General features: G+C 69.8%; 17 protein-coding genes. 7 read left to right on the top strand and 10 right to left on the bottom strand.

The annotated features are described in order from the left end of the window. Window positions 1-25: 25 nt before the first annotated feature. Complete coding sequence (locus BUB76_RS11975; protein WP_073129027.1) at window positions 26-673, bottom strand: sulfotransferase family 2 domain-containing protein; 648 nt, start codon at window positions 671-673, stop codon at window positions 26-28. Between the two features lie 84 nt (window positions 674-757). On the opposite strand from BUB76_RS11975, the gene BUB76_RS11970 reads away from it, so the two are divergent. Next, window positions 758-2383 (top strand): AMP-binding protein, encoded by a 1626-nt coding sequence (locus BUB76_RS11970; protein ID WP_073129026.1) that lies wholly within the window; start codon window positions 758-760, stop codon window positions 2381-2383. Between the two features lie 43 nt (window positions 2384-2426). After that, entirely contained in the window at window positions 2427-3443 is a 1017-nt protein-coding gene (locus BUB76_RS11965; protein ID WP_073129025.1) for a hypothetical protein, read from the top strand. 202 nt (window positions 3444-3645) lie between these two features. Here the strand turns inward: BUB76_RS11965 and BUB76_RS11960 are convergent, their stop codons facing one another. The 6 genes from BUB76_RS11960 to BUB76_RS11935 all read right to left on the bottom strand — a co-directional run bounded on the left by BUB76_RS11960 (window position 3646) and on the right by BUB76_RS11935 (window position 9585). After that, window positions 3646-4911: an SPOR domain-containing protein gene (locus BUB76_RS11960; RefSeq protein WP_073129024.1), complete on the bottom strand. Its 1266-nt coding sequence runs from the start codon at window positions 4909-4911 to the stop codon at window positions 3646-3648. Window positions 4912-4984: 73 nt separating this feature from the next. Beyond that, window positions 4985-5617, bottom strand: a complete 633-nt coding sequence (gene upp / locus BUB76_RS11955; RefSeq protein WP_073129023.1) for a uracil phosphoribosyltransferase — start codon at window positions 5615-5617, stop codon at window positions 4985-4987. A 42-nt stretch (window positions 5618-5659) separates the two neighbouring features. Then, window positions 5660-6625, bottom strand: a complete 966-nt coding sequence (locus tag BUB76_RS11950) for an adenosine deaminase (RefSeq protein ID WP_073129022.1) — start codon at window positions 6623-6625, stop codon at window positions 5660-5662. Further along, entirely contained in the window at window positions 6622-7803 is a 1182-nt protein-coding gene (locus BUB76_RS11945) for a phosphopentomutase (RefSeq protein ID WP_073129021.1), read from the bottom strand. The genes BUB76_RS11950 and BUB76_RS11945 overlap by 4 nt, the downstream gene beginning before the upstream one ends. Window positions 7804-7879: 76 nt before the next feature. Next, on the bottom strand, window positions 7880-9190 hold the full coding sequence (locus BUB76_RS11940) for a thymidine phosphorylase (protein ID WP_073129020.1): 1311 nt from the start codon (window positions 9188-9190) through the stop codon (window positions 7880-7882). Further along, on the bottom strand, window positions 9187-9585 hold the full coding sequence (locus BUB76_RS11935; protein WP_073129019.1) for a cytidine deaminase: 399 nt from the start codon (window positions 9583-9585) through the stop codon (window positions 9187-9189). The genes BUB76_RS11940 and BUB76_RS11935 overlap by 4 nt, the downstream gene beginning before the upstream one ends. Before the next feature lie 94 nt (window positions 9586-9679). On the opposite strand from BUB76_RS11935, the gene BUB76_RS11930 reads away from it, so the two are divergent. The 5 genes from BUB76_RS11930 (at window position 9680) to BUB76_RS11910 (ending at window position 15123) form a co-directional block, all read left to right on the top strand. Next, window positions 9680-9898, top strand: coding sequence for a DUF3072 domain-containing protein (locus tag BUB76_RS11930; protein ID WP_073129113.1), 219 nt, complete (start codon window positions 9680-9682; stop codon window positions 9896-9898). A gap of 83 nt (window positions 9899-9981) precedes the next feature. Beyond that, complete coding sequence (locus BUB76_RS11925; protein WP_073129018.1) at window positions 9982-10206, top strand: DUF3072 domain-containing protein; 225 nt, start codon at window positions 9982-9984, stop codon at window positions 10204-10206. A gap of 64 nt (window positions 10207-10270) precedes the next feature. Next, window positions 10271-10432: a hypothetical protein gene (locus BUB76_RS17975; protein WP_175550307.1), complete on the top strand. Its 162-nt coding sequence runs from the start codon at window positions 10271-10273 to the stop codon at window positions 10430-10432. Window positions 10433-10498: 66 nt separating this feature from the next. After that, complete coding sequence (locus BUB76_RS11920; RefSeq protein WP_073129017.1) at window positions 10499-12778, top strand: NADP-dependent malic enzyme; 2280 nt, start codon at window positions 10499-10501, stop codon at window positions 12776-12778. A gap of 449 nt (window positions 12779-13227) precedes the next feature. Beyond that, window positions 13228-15123 (top strand): propionyl-CoA synthetase, encoded by a 1896-nt coding sequence (locus BUB76_RS11910; protein ID WP_073129015.1) that lies wholly within the window; start codon window positions 13228-13230, stop codon window positions 15121-15123. 59 nt (window positions 15124-15182) lie between these two features. On the opposite strand, the gene BUB76_RS11905 is transcribed toward BUB76_RS11910, so the two are convergent. Genes BUB76_RS11905 through hisC form a run of 3 tightly spaced genes read right to left on the bottom strand, consistent with a single transcriptional unit; the run spans window position 15183 to window position 17808 of the window. Further along, window positions 15183-15803: an extensin-like domain-containing protein gene (locus BUB76_RS11905; RefSeq protein ID WP_073129014.1), complete on the bottom strand. Its 621-nt coding sequence runs from the start codon at window positions 15801-15803 to the stop codon at window positions 15183-15185. Then, window positions 15800-16723, bottom strand: coding sequence for a prephenate/arogenate dehydrogenase family protein (locus tag BUB76_RS11900; protein ID WP_073129013.1), 924 nt, complete (start codon window positions 16721-16723; stop codon window positions 15800-15802). The genes BUB76_RS11905 and BUB76_RS11900 overlap by 4 nt, the downstream gene beginning before the upstream one ends. Further along, entirely contained in the window at window positions 16720-17808 is a 1089-nt protein-coding gene (gene hisC, locus BUB76_RS11895; protein WP_073129012.1) for a histidinol-phosphate transaminase, read from the bottom strand. Before hisC ends, BUB76_RS11900 begins: the two co-directional genes overlap by 4 nt. Window positions 17809-17887: the final 79 nt, after the last annotated feature.

The following is a 17887-nucleotide window of genomic DNA, read 5'->3' as shown; positions in this document are numbered from 1 at the left end:
CGGATTGTCGCGGCTGACGTGTCGCTCAGAAACGGTAGCCGAACCTCTGGATGTCCTCGGCCGAGATTTCCCCGACGATTTCGCGCGTCGACTCGTCGTAATAGCCACGATAATCCCGCGCCCTTTGGGACGCATTGGCGCGCGTTATCAGCCCCAGGCGCATGTCCAGCCGCGATTCGACGGCCGCAAGGTCATCCTCCAGAGTCTCGAGCCGCAGGAACAGCGTGTCGACTTCGCGCCCGTCCGAAAGCGTCACGTAGGTGCGCGCCGCATCGCCGCGCATGCTGTCGCGCGTGTGGGGGTGGGCGACGAAACCGGGGAAGTCCAGCTGGCCCGCCAGCGCCACGGCCGGGTGGTCGAACCGCTGGGCCTTCAACCAGTGGTAGTAGCTGACCATCCGGTCCCACGGGTTGCGCACGATCGCGAAGACGAACATGCCGGTGATTTCGTCGGGCGTCAGGATCCCCTCGATGTCGGCCAGGCGCGAATGCTTCCACAGCCGGCCCCGGGGGGCGAGATCCTTCAGCCGCCCGCGCCGCCGGACGGCCTTGGGCGTGTCGCCGATCAGGATGTCGTCCCTCATCGCCCGGTTCTCGAGCGCGAGGCTGAGCGCCGTGCCACCGGTCTTCGGGATGTGGACGAAGATATAGCCGCGGCCGGGCGAGATGATCATGGTATTCCGGGGCTTTCGGGGCTTTGCTATCGTTCTAGGTGACGCGATAGTTTCACGACGGTCGTCAAAGACAAGGGGGATGCCATGGGCTGGATGCAGGACGAGACGGGGCTGGACAAGACACGCGCCAACCACGTGCCGCTGACCCCCCTGTCGCATCTCGCCCGCGCGGCGCGTGTCTTTCCTGGCAGGGAGGCGCTGATCGACGGGCCCCTGCGCTGGAGCTATGCCGAATACCACGCCGACACGTCGCGGCTGGCCTCGGGGCTGAAGGCGGCGGGCATCGCCTCGGGCGACGTGGTGTCGACCATCCTGCCCAACGTGAGCGCGCAGGCCATCGCCCATTTCGGCGTGCCCGCCTGCGGCGCGGTCCTGAACACGATCAACACCCGGCTGGACGTGGCTACGGTGTCCTACATCCTGTCCCACGGCGGGTCGCGCATGGTGCTGGTCGACAGCGACCAGGTGGCCCTGGCCGAGGCCGCCATCGACCAGATGGACGGCCCCCCGCCCCGCATCGTCGAGGTGCCGGACCGCGCGCGCGGCCACCGCGCCACCGGCCGCCACATGACGTGGGACGACCTGCTGGCCAGCGGCACCCCGGACGCGCCGTGGGACATGCCGCAGGACGAATGGGAAAGCCTGGCGCTGAACTATACCTCGGGCACCACGGGGCGGCCAAAGGGCGTCGTCTATCACCATCGCGGCGCCTACCTCATGACCATGGGCACGGTCGTCAGCTGGCAGATGCCGCTGTTCTCGCGCTTCCTGACCATCGTGCCGCTGTTCCATTGCAACGGCTGGAACCACACCTGGATGATGCCGATGCTGGGCGGCACCGTGATCTGCTGCCGCGACATCACGGCCCGCGCGATCTACGACGCCATCGCGGACGAGGGTGTCACGCATTTCGGCGGCGCGCCCATCGTGCTGAACACCATCGTCAACGCCGACCCCGAGGATCGCCGCGACTTCGACCACACGGTCGAGGTCTTCACCGCCGGCGCGCCCCCCGCCCCCGCGACGCTGGGCGCCATCGGCAAGCTGGGCTTCCACGTCATGCAGGTCTACGGCCTGACCGAAACCTACGGCCACGTGACCGAATGCCTGTGGGATCCCATGTGGGACGGCATGGAGGACGAGGCCGAGGCCGCGAAGAAGGCCCGGCAGGGTGTCGCCATGCCCATGATGGAAGAGATCGAGGTGCTGGACGAAGCGCACCGCCCCGTGCCCCATGACGGCGTCACCCAGGGCGAGATCGGCATTCGCGGGAACTGCGTGATGAAAGGCTATTTCCGCAACCCCGACGCCACGGCCGAGGCCTTCGCCGGCGGCTGGTTCCACTCCGGCGACATCGCGGTGCAGCATCCCGACGGCTATATCCAGATCGCCGATCGCGCCAAAGACATCATCATCTCGGGCGGCGAGAACATCAGCTCGGTCGAGGTCGAGGGCTGCCTCATGGGCCACCCCGCCGTGTCGCTCTGCGCGGTCGTGGCCAAGCCCGACGACAAGTGGGGCGAGGTGCCCTGCGCCTTCGTCGAGCTGAAGAAGGGCGCGCAGACCGACGAGGCCACGCTGATCGCCTTCGCGCGCGAGAAGCTTGCCGGGTTCAAGACGCCCAAGCGCGTGGTGTTCACCGAGCTGCCCAAGACGTCGACCGGCAAGATCCAGAAGTTCGAGCTGCGCCAGGCCGCGAAGACATTGTGAGGCCCGCAATTCCCCCAGCCCCGCATATTGGCGCGCCTGTATCATGACCGTTCTCAGTGAATACGCCCGGCTCGAGGCGAGCGGCCTCTGGCGTGAAAGCCCCGAATCGCAACGGCGCGACGTGGTGGTGTCCATCGGTGACGCGACGCTCAAGATCACCGATATGAGCGACCGGCCCCTCGCGCACTGGTCCCTGCCCGCCGTCGAGCGGCGCAACCCCGGCGCCGTGCCCGCGCTGTTCGCGCCCGGCCCGGACGCGGGCGAGACGCTTGAGCTGGACGACAGCGACATGATCTCGGCCATCGAACGGGTGCAACGGGCCGTCGAGCGCCGGCGGCCCCGGCGCGGCTGGCTGCGGACCGGTGTGCTGGCGGTGGTGCTGGCCGGCCTGCTTGCGGGCGGCGTCCTGTGGCTGCCCGACGCGCTGGTGCGCCACGCCACGGCGGTGGTGCCCGAGGCCGTGCGCGCCGATACCGGGCGCAGGCTGCTGGCGCAGATCACCCGCGTCGCGGGCGAACCCTGCGCCAACCCCGCCGCGCGGTCCGCGCTGGCGCAGCTGTCGTCGCGGGTGCTTGGCCCCGGCAGCGGGCGGCTTGTGGTCCTGCCCGGCGGCCCCGAGACGGCCGCGCACCTTCCCGGCCGCCTGATCCTGCTGAACCGCGCCCTGATCGAGGATTACGAGGCCGCCGAGCCCGTCGCCGGATACATCCTGGCCGAACTTGCGCGGGCCGAGATCCGGGACCCCATGGCGCGGCTCCTGGAATTCGCGGGTCCCATGGCCGCCGTGCAGCTTCTGACCCGGGGCGAGGTCCCCGACGACACGTTGCGTCGCTATGCCGAGCACCTGTCAACCAGCCCGCGCGCACCCTTGCCGGTGGCGACCTTCCTCAGCCGCATGTCGCAGGCGCAGATCCCCGTCGCGCCCTATGCCTATGCCGAGGACATCACCGGCGAAACCACCGTCGCGCTGATCGAGGCGGACCCGGTCACGCCCGAGACCGCGCGCCCGGTCCTGACCGACGGGCAATGGGTCGCGCTGCAGAATATCTGCGCCCGCTGAGGCACCGGGGCGACCGCCCGGTGGCCCGAGCCCGTTTTCGGACGGCTGCCGTCCGAGAAGACGGCCCGCGACGCGACTCGCCAGACACATTCACGGCGACCCCGCCCGTCCGCGCCGGGACAGGCACATGCCGCGCCCACGGCAAAGGCAGGCTCATCGTTACGCCGCGCGCAGCGCCAATCCGTCGGGCGCGCGACGCGGCCTAGCGGACGAAAGCGTCCGAGAAGCCCTGCGCGCGGGCCACGCCCAGCGCACGTGACAGCGCCGCCCGGTCACTGAACGGACCGGCCAGCACGCTGCGGTAGGCCGTGCCGCCGCGCCGGACGTCCTGCATCCGCACCGGCAGGCCCGCCGCCTGCAAGCGCCGCGCCGTCGCCTGCGCGTTGGCGGGGTTGCCGAAGCTCGCCACCTGCACGTAGCGCCCGCCGGCCGCCTTGGGCTGGGACGGCGCCGGGGCGGCGCTGCGGGTGGCCGGCGCGGACTTGCTGGACATGACGACCTTGCCATCGGCACGGGTGCGCAGCGCGCTGCGCGGCACGATCTGGCGCTGGCCGTCGGTGATGATCGTCACGAACTTGCCGCCGCGCAGGTCGGCGCGCTGCTTGTCGTAATCGGTGTAGGGATAGACCAGGTAATGATACCGGTCGGTGACGTCGCGTCCGCCGGCCGTCTTCAGCCGCCGCGGCACGGTCTGGGTCCAGACCAGCGCGGTCTGCAGGGCACCGCTGAAGGTCTGCTTGCCGCGGTCGGGATTCAGGCGGTCGTCGTCCCAGGCACGGCGATAGCCCGGGGGCGTCCGGACCGCCGGGACACTGGGCACGCGGATGCGGTCGCCCGGCTGAAGCTCGAACACCTCGGACGGCGCGCCGACACGCGGTGTTGTCGCCACGCTGCGCGGCGCGGTGGCCACGCTGCGGCGGGCGTTGGGGGTCACGGGCTCGGCGGCCAGTTCCGAGGACGACAGGTTGCGCGCGGCGCGGTAGGGCATGGGGCGAAGTCCATCGGTGGACCCGGCGCGCGGCGGGGTCGGCGCCTGCGCGGTGCTGCGCGGGGTCGGCGTCGCGATGGTCCGCGGGGCCGTTGCCGTGCTGCGCGGCGTGGGCGTCGCCAGGACGCGGGGGGCTGCCGGGGCGGGTGCGGCGGCAGCGGTGTTGGTCTGCGCCGGCGCGGGATCGGGGATCACCGGAAGCTCGGCGCGGGCCGTGCGCCGGAACTCGGTCGGCTTGAAGCCGCACAGCACGCGGCGGTTCCCGGTGACGCGGGGCACCCAGCTGGTTTCGCCGATGGCGCCCGCACGAACATAGACGCAGCCCCGGCTATCGACGAACTGGCGGCCGTTGAAGCCCGCGGGCGGAAACTCGGCCGGCGGGCCGGCATCGGCCAGGTCGGTGCGCAGATCCTGCGCGAGGCTCGTGGTGGCGACGCCCGACAGCGCCAGCGACAGCGACAGGCAAACGGTTCTCAGCATGGTGTCCCCCCGGACTCTAGGTGCATGGCGATACGATGCACGGGGGGCGTCGGGGGGTAAAGGGCGCGGCGCGCTATTTCGTACCGAACATGCGGTCCCCGGCGTCGCCAAGGCCCGGCACGATATAGCCTTTCTCGTTCAGCCGCTCGTCCAGCGCGGCGGTGACGATGGGCACGTCCGGATGCGCCTGCTTCATCCGCTCGACGCCTTCGGGCGCGGCCAGCAGGCACAGGAAGCGGATATCCTTGGCGCCGGCATCCTTCAGTTTCTGGATCGCCGCGGCCGAGCTGTTGCCGGTGGCCAGCATCGGGTCCACCGCGATGACGACACGCTCGGACATGAGATCGGGCACCTTGAAGTAATATTCCACCGGCTCGAGCGTTTCCTCGTCCCGATAGAGTCCTACGAACCCCACCCGCGCCGAGGGGATCAGCTCGAGCATCCCGTCCAGCAGGCCGTTGCCCGCGCGCAGGATCGAGATCAGCGCCAGCTTGCGGCCCGCCAGTTTCGGCGCGTCCATGGGCTGGATCGGGGTGTCGATCCGGGTGGTCGTCAGCGGCAGGTCGCGCGTGATCTCGTAGGCCAGCAGCTGGCTGATCTCGCGCAGAAGCTGGCGGAACACGGCGGTCGAGGTCGCCTGGTCGCGCATGATGGTCAGCTTGTGCTGGATCAGCGGGTGTTCGACGACGGTCAGGTGCTGGGTCATGTGCGGTCCTTCGGCGGGCGTGTTCGGGTTGCGGGGCCGGGCTTAGCCCGCATCGATCCGCTTGAGAAGGGCCGCGCGGGTGTCTTCGTCGCAGAAGGCCGCGCGCGCGGCGGTGCGGTTGATCTCGGCGAACATCGTGTCGTCCCAGCCGAACAGGTCCGACAGGTGGGCGTATTCGTCCCGCATCGTGGTGTGGAAGAACGGCGGATCGTCGGTCGACACGGTGACCGGCACCCCGGCCGCACGCAATTCGTCGATGGGATGGTCGCGCCACTTGCCGTAGACGCCCAGCGCGATGTTGCTGCCCGGGCAGACCTCGAGCGTGATGCCGTCGCGCGCCAGCCGCTCGACCAACCCCGCGTCGCGGATGGCGTGGACGCCGTGGCCGATGCGGCTGACCCGCAGATGATCCAGCGCGTCGCGTACCGAGGTGGGGCCGCCCCACTCGCCTGCATGGGCGGTCAGGCCCAGCCCCGCCTCGCGCGCCATGTCGAAACTGTAGGTGAAATCGCGCGGGTGGCCCGCCATCTCGTCGCCCGCGATACCGAAGCCGGTGATGAAATCGCCGGCGGTCTCGGCGGCGCAGCGCGCGGCCTCTTTCGCGGCGTCGGGGCCGAAATGGCGGATACAGGTGACGACGCCCCGCATCTCGACCTCGGGCACCTCGCTAGCCGCTTCCTGTATCGCGGCGAGGTAGTCGCGCCAGGCGCCCAGGTCACGGCCGCCGCAGAAATCGGGCGACAGGAACGCCTCGGTGTAGATGACGCCTTCCTCGGCCGACTGCGCCAGCACCGCGCGGATCAGCCGCGCGAAGTCCTCGGGCGTTTGCAGCACGGTGCAGGCCGCCTCGTAGACGCGCAGGAAGTCGTTGAAATCGCGGTAGGCATAGCGCCCCTGGCCATCGAAGATCGACGACAGGTCGACGCCCTTCTCGGAGGCGAGACCGCGGATGAAGGCGGGCGGCGCCGCGCCTTCCAGGTGCAGGTGAAGTTCGATCTTCGGGATCACAGGAAGCTCCTTCCCGGGCCGGTGTCCGATAGGCCCAGATGGGTTGCGATGCTGGCGGCCACGTCGACGAAGGCGCAGTGGCCGATCTCGCCAGCGCCCGTCCCCGCGACCAGCACCGGCACCCGTTCGCGGGTGTGGTCGGTGCCGCGCCAGGTGGGATCGTTGCCGTGGTCGGCGGTGATGACCAGGATGTCATCGGGATCGAGCCGCGCGACCAGGTCGGGCAGCGCCGCGTCGAACCATTCCAGGTGCCGGGCATAGCCGTCGGGATCGCGGCGGTGACCGTAGGCGCTGTCGAACTCGACGAAATTGGCGAAGGTCAGGCTGCCCGGCGCGGCATCGTCCATCCGCGCGCGCAGGTGGTCGAGCAGTTCCGCGTCCGAGCCCTTGGCCCGCGTGTCGATCCCCTGCATCGAGAAGATGTCGGCGATCTTGCCCACGGAATGCACGTCGCGGCCCGCGTCCTTGGCCCAGTTGCACAGCGTCGGAGCAGGCGGCGCGATGGCGAAGTCGCGGCGGTTGGCCGTCCGGGTGAAGCCTCTATCGGCATCGCCCAGGAAGGGCCGCGCGATGACCCGGCCCACCCGCATGGCGTGCAGATCGGGCGCCAGCGCGGCGCAGAGGTCGATCAACCGGTCGAGGCCGAAGACCTCTTCGTGGGCGGCGATCTGGAATACGCTGTCGGTCGAGGTATAGCAGATCGGACGGCCCGTCCGCATGTGCTCGGCACCCTCTTCCTCGATGATGTTGGTGCCCGAGGCATGTCGGTTGCCGAGAATGGCGTCGCAGCCCGCGAGCGCGCAGACCTTCTCGACCAGCTCGGGCGGGAAGCAGGGATCTTCCTTCGGGAAGAAGGTCCATTCCCACGGCACCGGCAGCCCGGCAAGCTCCCAGTGGCCCGAGGGCGTGTCCTTGCCCGGCGAGACCTCGGTCGCCGCGCCCCAACGCCCCTGCGGCCCGGCGCCGAGACCCGGCGCGTCGAGGCCCGAGGCGAGCGTCACCGCCCGGCCCAGCCCCAGCGCGTCGAGATTCGGCAGACGCAAGGGCCGGTCGCCGTCCGCCAGCGCCCGGGCGATGTGACCCACGGTATTGGCTCCTTCATCGCCGAACGCGTCCGCATCGGGCGCGCCGCCGATGCCGACCGAATCGAGCACCACCAGGAAAGCCCGCGCGCTCATCGGAGGGCTCCCACCTGATGGCCCGTGCCGGGCAGAAGTATTTGGGGACCAGTGATGCAAGGGGGCTGTGCGATGTTCACGCGATCCGCTCCGCGATCAGGGTTGTGGCGTCCGGGGCCTTGTCCGACAGGGTGAGCGCCTCCAGCACCGCCGCCGCGGCCCGGTCGGCGGCGGCCTCGTCCGCGGCGTGGACGCGCGCCAGCGGATCGCCCTTGGCGAGCCGCGCGCCCAGCGGCGCGATGGCGTCCAGACCCACGGACGGGTCGATCGCATCGCCGTCACGCGCGCGCCCACCACCCAGCGCCACCACCGCCTGGCCCAGCGCAGTCCCGTCGGCCTTGGCGAGGTAGCCGTCCGTGGGGGCGGGAATGTCGCGGATCACCGGCGCGCGCGGCAGCACCGCGTCCCACGTCTGCGCGAAATCCGAGGGGCCGCCCTGCCCCGCCACCATGGCGGCGAAGCGCTCCATCGCGCGTCCGTCCGTGATCGCCTGGGAGATGCGCGCGGCGCCGTCCTCGGGGCTTTGCGCCAGGCCCGCCATGTGCAGAAGCTCGCCCCCCAGCGCGGCGGTCACGCGGGCGAGCCGGCTGTCGGACTCCCGGCCGTCGAGCACGGCCATCACCGCCCGGATCTCGGTCGCGTTGCCCATGGCCGGGGCCAGCGGCTGGTCCATCGCGGTGATGAGCGCGCGGGTGGGCAGGCCCGCGCCGGTCGCCGTTTCGACCAGCACCCGGGCCAAGTCCCGCGCCGCCGCCGGATCGCGCATGAACGCGCCTGAGCCGCATTTCACATCCAGAACCAGCGCGCCCAGCCCCGCGGCCAGTTTCTTCGACAGGATCGAGGCGCAGATCAGGTCCACCTGGTCGACCGTCGCGGTCACGTCGCGGATCGCGTAGAGCCGCTTGTCCGCCGGCGCGATCGCTCGGCTGGCCGCCACGATGGCGGTGCCGGTGTCGCGGACGACCCGCTCGAATGCGTCATGGTCCAGCGCGACCGACAAGCCGGGGATAGCTTCGAGCTTGTCCAGCGTGCCGCCGGTGTGTCCCAGCCCGCGGCCCGAGATCATCGGGACGAAACCGCCCAGCGCCGCCAGCGCGGGGGCGAGGATCAGCGAGACCGGGTCGCCGACGCCGCCGGTGGAATGCTTGTCGACCACCGGACCCGGCAGGTCCCAGGTCAGCCGGTCCCCGCTGTCGGCCATCCCGGCGGTCAGCGCGACGCGCCCCGCCTCGCCCAGCCCCGGGCCCCGGCAGACGCCCATGGCGAAGGCGCCCGCCTGGGCATCGGTCACCTGCCCGTCGGCAAGCCCGGCGGCGAACGCGGCCAGGTCGGCGGCCCCGGGCACGTCACCGCGGCGCAGGCTGGCGAGGGTGTCGCGGACGCTCACGCGCGGTCCATGTGGCCCGCGTCGAAGGCACCCGGCAGCAGGTCCGCCACGGTCGTCTCGAGAACCTGCCCGTCGGTCGTCGCCAGCGTCACGGGCACGGTGCCATCCGCGAACTCGGCCAGCTTCTGACGGCAGCCGCCGCAGGGCGGCACCGGCGCCGGGCAATCGGCGATGACGGCAATGGCGGCGATACGCTTGTCGCCCGCCGCGACCATGGCCGCGATCGCCCCCGCCTCGGCGCAGGTGCCTTCGGGGTAGGCCACGTTCTCCACGTTGCAGCCGCGGTGCAGGTTCCCCTCGGTCGAGCGCAGGGCGGCGCCCACCTTGAACCTGGAATAGGGCGCATGGGCGTTTTCACGCACGGCGCGGGCGGCGGACAGCAGATCTTCGGTCATGGCGGACAATCTGATCCGGCCGGTGGGGCTTGGCAAGCGGAACCCGGGTCGCGCGCCGCGCATTTCCCCCATGACGCAAGGTGAGGAGACCGCGATGAGCGACGACCAGAAGAAACACAGCCCCATGGACGTGGCGTCCTTCCCCGTCGGCGGCGCCGTCGAGTCCGGTGAAAACCCCCATGGCAACGAGCCCATGACCGAGGTTCAGGCGGCCCAGCTGCGCGAGCTGTGCGAGAAAAAGGGCGAGGCTTTCGACGCCACCCTGACCCAGGATCAGGCCGACGCCCGGATCGCGGCGCTGAAGGACGACTGATCCGACAGCAGCGGCGCATGCGGAACCCGCTGGCGCGCCATCCGTTGGAACAAATACAGAACAATTTCCGACGGAGAGACACGATGACCGACACGACCGACACCCCCAAGGCGGACGCCCCCGGCAATGCCGACAAGCCCGTGGATGCTTGGGTGACCGGGGACGAGATGATGACCGGCGCTCAAGCATCGTACCTCAAGACGCTGTGCGAGGAAGCGGGCGAGCCGTTCGACCCCGACCTGTCCAAGGCCGATGCGTCCAAGGCCATCGACCGGCTGCAAGAAAGCACCGGGCGCGGAACGGGCTGAACGCTTGCCGCGCGGGCGCTTCGGGGCGTAGCCTTCAGCGGTATCGCACCGCGCGGAGGCTGCCGTGGATCTCGTGCCCCTCATTTTCTACGGCGTGATCTGCGCGCTGCTCGGCGCGTTGCTGCCGCAAGGCATGCGGACCGGAGCCCGGCTGGGCCTTGGCGCTGCGATCGGCGTGGCGGCGGCCGCGCTTCTTCCGATCTTTCGCTCGGCGCTGGGAGTGTAACGCGCGCCCTTCCCACGGGGAACGCGACACCGTATCCCAAGGCAAACACCACCGCGGAGGGCAGAGATGGACGAGGACAAGAAACAGGCGCTGCGCGCGGCCGCGCTGGAATATCACCGCCATCCGCAGCCCGGCAAGCTCGAGATCCGCGCGACCAAGCCGCTGGCCAACGGGCGCGACCTGGCGCGGGCCTATTCGCCGGGGGTGGCCGAGGCCTGTCTCGAGATCAAGGCCGACCCGACGACGGCCCGGGACTACACCGCGCGGGGCAACCTCGTGGCCGTGGTCAGCAACGGCTCGGCCGTTCTGGGTCTTGGCAACATCGGCGGGCTGGCGTCCAAGCCGGTGATGGAGGGCAAGGCCGTCCTTTTCAAGAAATTCGCCAATATCGACTGTTTCGATATCGAGCTGAACGAATCCGACCCCGAGCGGCTGGCCGACATCGTCTGCGCGCTGGAGCCGACCTTCGGCGCCATCAATCTCGAGGACATCAAGGCGCCCGACTGCTTCATCGTCGAGGAGCTTTGCCGCCAGCGGATGAACATTCCCGTGTTCCACGACGACCAGCACGGCACCGCCATCGTCGTCTCGGCCGCCGCGACCAATGCCCTGCTGCTCGCCAAGAAAAGCTTCGACGAGATCAAGGTGGTTTCGACGGGCGGCGGCGCGGCGGGGATCGCCTGCCTGAACATGCTGCTGAAACTCGGGGTCAAGCGCGAGAACGTGTGGCTGTGCGACATCGAGGGGCTGGTCCACGAGGGCCGCGAGGCCGAGATGACGCCGCAGAAAGCCGAGTATGCCCAACCCGGCGGGCCGCGAAAGCTGGACGACGTGATCGACGGCGCCGACCTGTTCCTGGGGCTGTCGGGACCGAACATCCTGACGCCCGAGATGGTCGGGCGCATGGCCGAGCGGCCGATCATCTTTGCGCTGGCCAACCCCACCCCCGAGATCGACCCCGAGGCCGCGCGCGAGGTGGCGCCGGACGCGCTGATCGCCACGGGCCGGTCGGATTTTCCGAACCAGGTCAATAACGTGCTGTGTTTCCCGTTCATCTTCCGGGGCGCGCTGGACGTGGGAGCGACCACCATCAACGACGCCATGAAGATTGCCTGCGTCGAGGGTATCGCCGAACTCGCCCGCAAGACCACCAGCGCCGAGGCCGCCGCCGCCTACAAGGGTGAACAGCTGACCTTCGGCCCCGATTACCTGATCCCCAAACCCTTCGATCCACGGCTCATGGGGGTCGTCGCCCGCGCGGTGGCCAGTGCCGCGATCGAGTCCGGCGTGGCCGAACGGCCGATCGAGGATCTCGACGCCTACAAGCGCCGGCTCGACAGCTCAGTCTTCCGCTCGGCGCTGATCATGCGGCCCGTCTTCGAGGCCGCCGGGACCGCCGAGCGCCGTATCGTCTTCACCGAGGGCGAGGACGAGCGCGTGCTGCGCGCGGCCCACGCCATGCTGGAAGAGACCACGGACAAGCCCATCCTCATCGGCCGCCCCGAGGTGATCGAGCTGAGGGCCGAGCGGGCGGGTCTCCAGATCCGGCCGGGACAGGACTTCGACATCGTGAACCCCGAAAACGATGCCCGTTACCGCGATTATTGGCAGACCTACCACAAGATCATGGAACGGCGCGGCGTGACGCCAGACCTGGCGAAGGCGATCATGCGCACCAACACCACCGCCATCGGCGCCGTCATGGTGCAGCGGGACGAGGCCGACTCGATGATCTGCGGGACGTTCGGGCAGTACCTGTGGCACCTGAATTACATCAGCCAGGTGCTGGGCACGAAGGACCTGCACGCGGTGGGCGCCCTGTCGCTGATGATCCTCGAGGACGGGCCGCTCTTCGTGGCCGACACCCACGTGAACCCGCAGCCCACGCCCCAGCAGATCGCCGACACGGTGGTGTCGAGCGCGCGGCACGTGCGCCGCTTCGGGGTCGAGCCGAAGATCGCGCTGTGTTCGCATTCGCAGTTCGGCAATTTCGACTGCGACACCGGGCTGCGGATGCGCGCCGCGCTCGAGATCCTGGACAGCCAGCCGCGCGACTTCTGCTACGAGGGCGAGATGCACGCCGACGCCGCGCTCGACGGCGAGCTGCGGGCCCGCATCTTCCCGTCCAGCCGGATGGAAGGCGCGGCCAACACGCTGGTCTTCGCCAATACCGACGCCGCCTCGGGCGTGCGCAACATCCTGAAGATGAAGGCGGGCGGGCTCGAGGTGGGGCCGATCCTCATGGGCATGGGCAATCGCGCCCATATCGTCACCAGCTCGATCACCGCGCGCGGCCTTCTGAACATGTCGGCCATCGCCGGGACGCCGGTGGCGCATTACGGCTGAGCTTGCACCGGCCGGAGGGTCGCACCGCTGGCGGAAAGGATGTGTTTCGGGGCGCGTCGCGCCGGCCGGGCGCCACGTCCCGGCCGGTCTTGCAGGAGGTTTCGACAGACCCTCAGCGGGCGGGTTTCGATCCTTTCTTCTGCTGTTGCTTCGCGGGGGACGGGTCGGCCGTCGGCGCCGGTGGCGCCGGGCGGGCCTGCTTCATCTTCTTTTTCGGGGACTTGTCGGGCATGATCTTCGATCTCCGGGTCCGGGCCGTCGCGGACATGCGTGGCCCTGGGTACAGGATGCCCCCTGCACCTCCGGCCCGCGCGATCATCCGCGTCGTCGGTGTCGCATTCAGACCTCGGCATTAGAAATCGGCGCCTGTTAGCGATGCCATCCCGGGACCGTGCTTGTCGCGGCGGCGCGGGGCGGCATAATCCGCCCCGATCAGGGGAGGAGACCACATGACCAGCTACGCCGAGACTTACGCCGCCTGGAAGGCAGACCCGGAAGCCTGGTGGATGGAGCAGGCGCGCGCGATCCACTGGGACAGTTTCCCGACCCGCGCGCTCGATGACACCGCCAGCCCGATCTACAACTGGTTCGGCGACGGCATCACCAACACCTGCTACAACGCCGTGGACCGTCACGCCGAGGGCGGGCGCGCCGACCAGGCCGCCCTGATCTGGGACAGCCCCGTGACCGGCCAGAAGAAGACGATCACCTACGCCGAGCTCAAGGACCAATGCGCGCGGCTGGCCGGCGCGCTGAAGGCGCAGGGGGTCGAGACCGGCGACCGGGTCATCATCTACATGCCCATGGTGCCCGAGGCCGTCGTCGCCATGCTGGCCTGCGCGCGGATCGGCGCCATCCACTCGGTCGTGTTCGGCGGCTTCGCCTCGGCCGAGCTGGCGACCCGCATCGACGACGCCAAGCCCAAGGCCATCATCGCGGGATCCTGCGGGATCGAGCCGTCGCGCACCGTGGCCTACAAGCCGCTGCTGGACGGGGCCATCGACCTGGCCGCCCACAAGCCCGAGTTCTGCATCATCTTCCAGCGCGAGCAGCTGCGCGCCGACCTGATCGCCGGGCGCGACCTGGACTGGGACGAGGTGCAGGAAGACGTGACGCCCGCCGACTGCGTCCCGGTGCGCGGCGACCACCCCTGCTACATCCTCTACACGTCCGGCACGACCGGGCAGCCCAAGGGCGTGGTGCGCGCCACCGGCGGGCACCTTGTCGCGCTGAACTGGACGATGAAGGCCGTCTACAACGTCGACCCGGGCGAGGTCTTCTGGGCCGCGTCGGACGTGGGCTGGGTCGTCGGCCACAGCTACATCTGCTACGCGCCGCTGATCCACGGGAACACCTCGGTCGTGTTCGAGGGCAAGCCGGTGGGCACCCCCGACGCGGGCACCTTCTGGCGCGTCATCGAGGAACACGGCGTGAAATCCTTCTTCACCGCCCCCACCGCCTTCCGTGCGGTGCGGCGCGAGGATCCGGACGCGACATTCCTGCAAAACCATGACCTGAGCGGCTTGCGCGCGATCTACCTCGCCGGCGAGCGTGCGGACCCCTCCACCATCGAATGGCTGCAGGACAAGACCGGCAAGCCGGTCTACGACCACTGGTGGCAGACCGAAACCGGCTTCCCCATGGTCGCCAACCCCGTCGGGATCGAGCCGCTGCCGGTCAAGATCGGCTCGCCCACCGTGCCGATGCCGGGCTACGACGTGCGCATCCTGGGCGAGGACGGCCAGGAATTGCCCGCGGGCGAGCTGGGGGCCATCGCGGTCAAGCTGCCGCTGCCGCCGGGCACGCTGCCGGGCCTGTGGAACGCCGAGGAGCGATTCAAGTCCGCCTACCTGAACGCCTTCCCCGGCTATTACGAGACCGGCGACGCCGGCCGGAAGGACGAGGACGGCTATATCTGGATCATGGCGCGCACCGATGACGTCATCAACGTGGCGGGGCATCGCCTGTCCACCGGCCTGATGGAGGAGGTGCTCGCCACCCATCCCGACGTGGCCGAATGCGCCGTGGTGGGCGTGGCGGACGACCTGAAGGGACAGCTGCCCATGGGCTTCCTGACGCTGACGCGCGGAGTCAACCGCGACCACGCCGAGATCTGCCGCGAATGCGTGCAGCTGGTGCGCGACAAGATCGGCCCGGTCGCCGCCTTCAAGCTGGCCGTGGTTGTCGAACGCCTGCCCAAGACGCGGTCGGGCAAGACACTGCGTGCGACCATGGCCAAGCTCGCCGACGGCGACACCGTGAAGGTGCCCGCCACCATCGACGATCCCGCGATCCTGGATGAGTTGCGCGAGCGTATCGCGGACCTGGGCTACCCGAAGACCTGATCACCTCGGGCCATCGGCGCAGGCCGGTGGCCCGCTCTCTCGCGCTCGCCTCTGCCCGACTACCGGCAGTACGGTCCCGACCGATAGCTGGCCGTGTCGAAGTGGAAGTGGTCCTGGTGGAACCGGTCGGACTCAGGCCCCAGCACCGTGCCGAACGGACCGCAGGCCCCGCCGTGCAACCGGCGCAAAAGCCGCCCGCGGCGGTAGGTCGACCAGTGATCCAACACCGAGATCCGTTCGCCATCCCTGAGGCCGATGGCCGAGATGTCGATGGCCCGCCCGCGCCCGTGCTCGGAGATCCGCGCGCCGGACTGGTTGTTGCGGGTGCGGCAGGCGTAATGCGCGGCAACGTCCAGCGAACTCAGGCCCCCGCCGCGCCGCCCGACCGCGGGCTTGGCCACGTCGTCGACCCAGACCCGCAGGGACCGCGCCGCGGAACAATCCAGCAGTGCCGATTGCGACAGGACAACGCCCGCAACGCTGCTGACGCGCACGGGATTCTCGATGCCGCAGGATCCCGCGCCGCCAACCGGTTCGGCCAGCTGGCCGCGGATGGCGGGATCGCCGCAGAGCGCCTGGCCCGGCAAGGACGCCGCGTCCCGGCTCGCCAGGTGAATCACGCGGCTGCCGCAACTGCCCAGAACCAGCAGCGCGGTCAAAGCCAACAAGACGCGTCTCATCGCTTGCCTCCCCCGCGGCCGAAGTCCGGCGTCGCGGTATCCTGTCCCGCATCGATGATGCCGCGCCGGATCGCCCGGGTGCGAGTGAAATAGTCGTGAAGCATCTCGCCATCGCCGGTGCGGATGGCGCGTTGCAGGGCGAAAAGCTCCTCGGTGAAGCGGCCCAGGATTTCCAGTGTCGCGTCCTTGTTGGTCAGGAACACGTCGCGCCACATGGTCGGGTCGCTGGCCGCGATCCGGGTGAAGTCGCGGAAGCCGGCGGCCGAGTACTTGATGACCTCGCTGTCGGTGACGCGGCGCAGGTCATCGGCCACGCCCACCATGGTGTAGGCGATCAGGTGTGGCGTGTGGCTGGTCACGGCCAGGACAAGGTCGTGGTGATCGGCATCCATGACCTCGACCCGCGCGCCCATCTCGGTCCAGAGCCTGGCCAGCCGGGCGATGGCATCGGGGTCGGCCCCGTCGTCGATGAGCAGTGTGAAGCGGTTCTCGAACAGCTCGGCAAAGCCCGCTTCGGGGCCCGATTGCTCGGTCCCGGCAAGGGGATGGCCCGGGATGAAGTGGATGCCGTCGGGGATGTGCGGAGCCACGGCGTCGATGACGGCGCGCTTGACCGAGCCCACGTCGGTCACCGTGGCGCCCGGCGCCAGGTGGGGCGCGATCTCGATGGCGATGGTCTCCATCGCGCCGACGGGAACGCACAGGACCACGAGGTCGGCATCCTCCACGGCCTCGGCCGCCGTTTCGCACACGCGGTCGCACAGGCCGCGCTTCAACGCGACCTCGCGCGTCGCGGCGGTGCGGGCGGTGCCCACGATCTCGCCCGCGAGGCCCGCGCGCTTCATGGCCAGCGCCATTGAGCCCGCGATCAGCCCCAGCCCGATCAGCGCGACCCGTTCGTAGACCGGCGGATGGCTCACCCGTCCTGGCCCTTGAACTGCCCGATGGAATGGACGACCCGGCGGCACGACGCCTCGTCGCCCACGGTGATGCGCAGGCAATTGGGCAGCTTATAGCCCGCCACCTTGCGCACCAGCAGCCCGTCGGCGCGCAGATGCGCCTCGCAGGCATCAGCTTCGTCGGCGTTGTCGAAGCGCGCCAGAACGAAATTCGCGGTCGAGGTGTCGGACATGACGCCGATCTCGGCCAGCGCCTTGGCCATCCAGGTGCGCATGCGGGCATTCTCGGCGCGCGAGCGGTCGACGAATTCCCGGTCGCGCACGGCGGCCTCGGCGGCGGCCAGCTGCGCCTCGCCCAGGTTGAATGGGCCGCGCACCCGGTTCAGCACGTCGATCACGTGGGCCGGTCCATAGGCCCAGCCGACCCGCAGGCCGCCCAGCCCGTAGATCTTCGAGAAGGTGCGCGTCATCACGACATTCTCGCGCTTGTCCACCAGCTTGGCGCCGCCATCGTAGCCGTCGACATACTCGGCATAGGCGCCGTCCAGCACCAGCAGCACGTGATCGGGCAGCTCGGCCGCAAGGCGGCCCATCTCGTTGCTGCCCAGCATGGTGCCGGTGGGATTGGCGGGGTTCGCGACGAAAACCAGACGGGTGCGGAAGCTCACGGCGTCGAGGATGGCGTCCACGTCGACCTTGCGCTCGTGCTCGGGGACCTCGATCGGCGTGGCGCCCGAGGCCAGCGTGCTGATGCGGTACATGGCGAAGCCATGCTCGGTGTGGATCACCTCGGTGCCGGGGCCGGTATAGGCCTGGCAGATCATGTGGATGATCTCGTCGCTGCCCGCGCCGCAGATGATGCGCGCGGGGTCCAGGTGATGCACCTCGCCGATGGCCTGGCGCAGGCTCATGTGGTCGGTGGACGGGTAGCGGTGCAGCAGGTGCGCGGTCTTGCGCAGTGCTTCGCGCGCCGACTCGGGCGGGCCCAGCGGGTTCTCGTTCGACGACAGCTTGACCACGTCGCTGACGCCCTCGGCATGGCTCGCCCCGCCCTGGTAGGGCGCGATTTCCATGATGCCGGCCTTGGGCTCGATGGCGTGTGTCATTGTGGCTGTCCTTCCCGTGTCCCGCACCTTCTAGCGTTGCGGTCCGAGCCTGACCAGACGCGTTTGGACGCGGATCGGG

The organism is Palleronia salina, assembly GCF_900141995.1.
In the GTDB taxonomy this organism is placed as follows: domain Bacteria; phylum Pseudomonadota; class Alphaproteobacteria; order Rhodobacterales; family Rhodobacteraceae; genus Palleronia; species Palleronia salina.
This window is presented reverse-complemented; position numbering and strand designations above follow the sequence as displayed.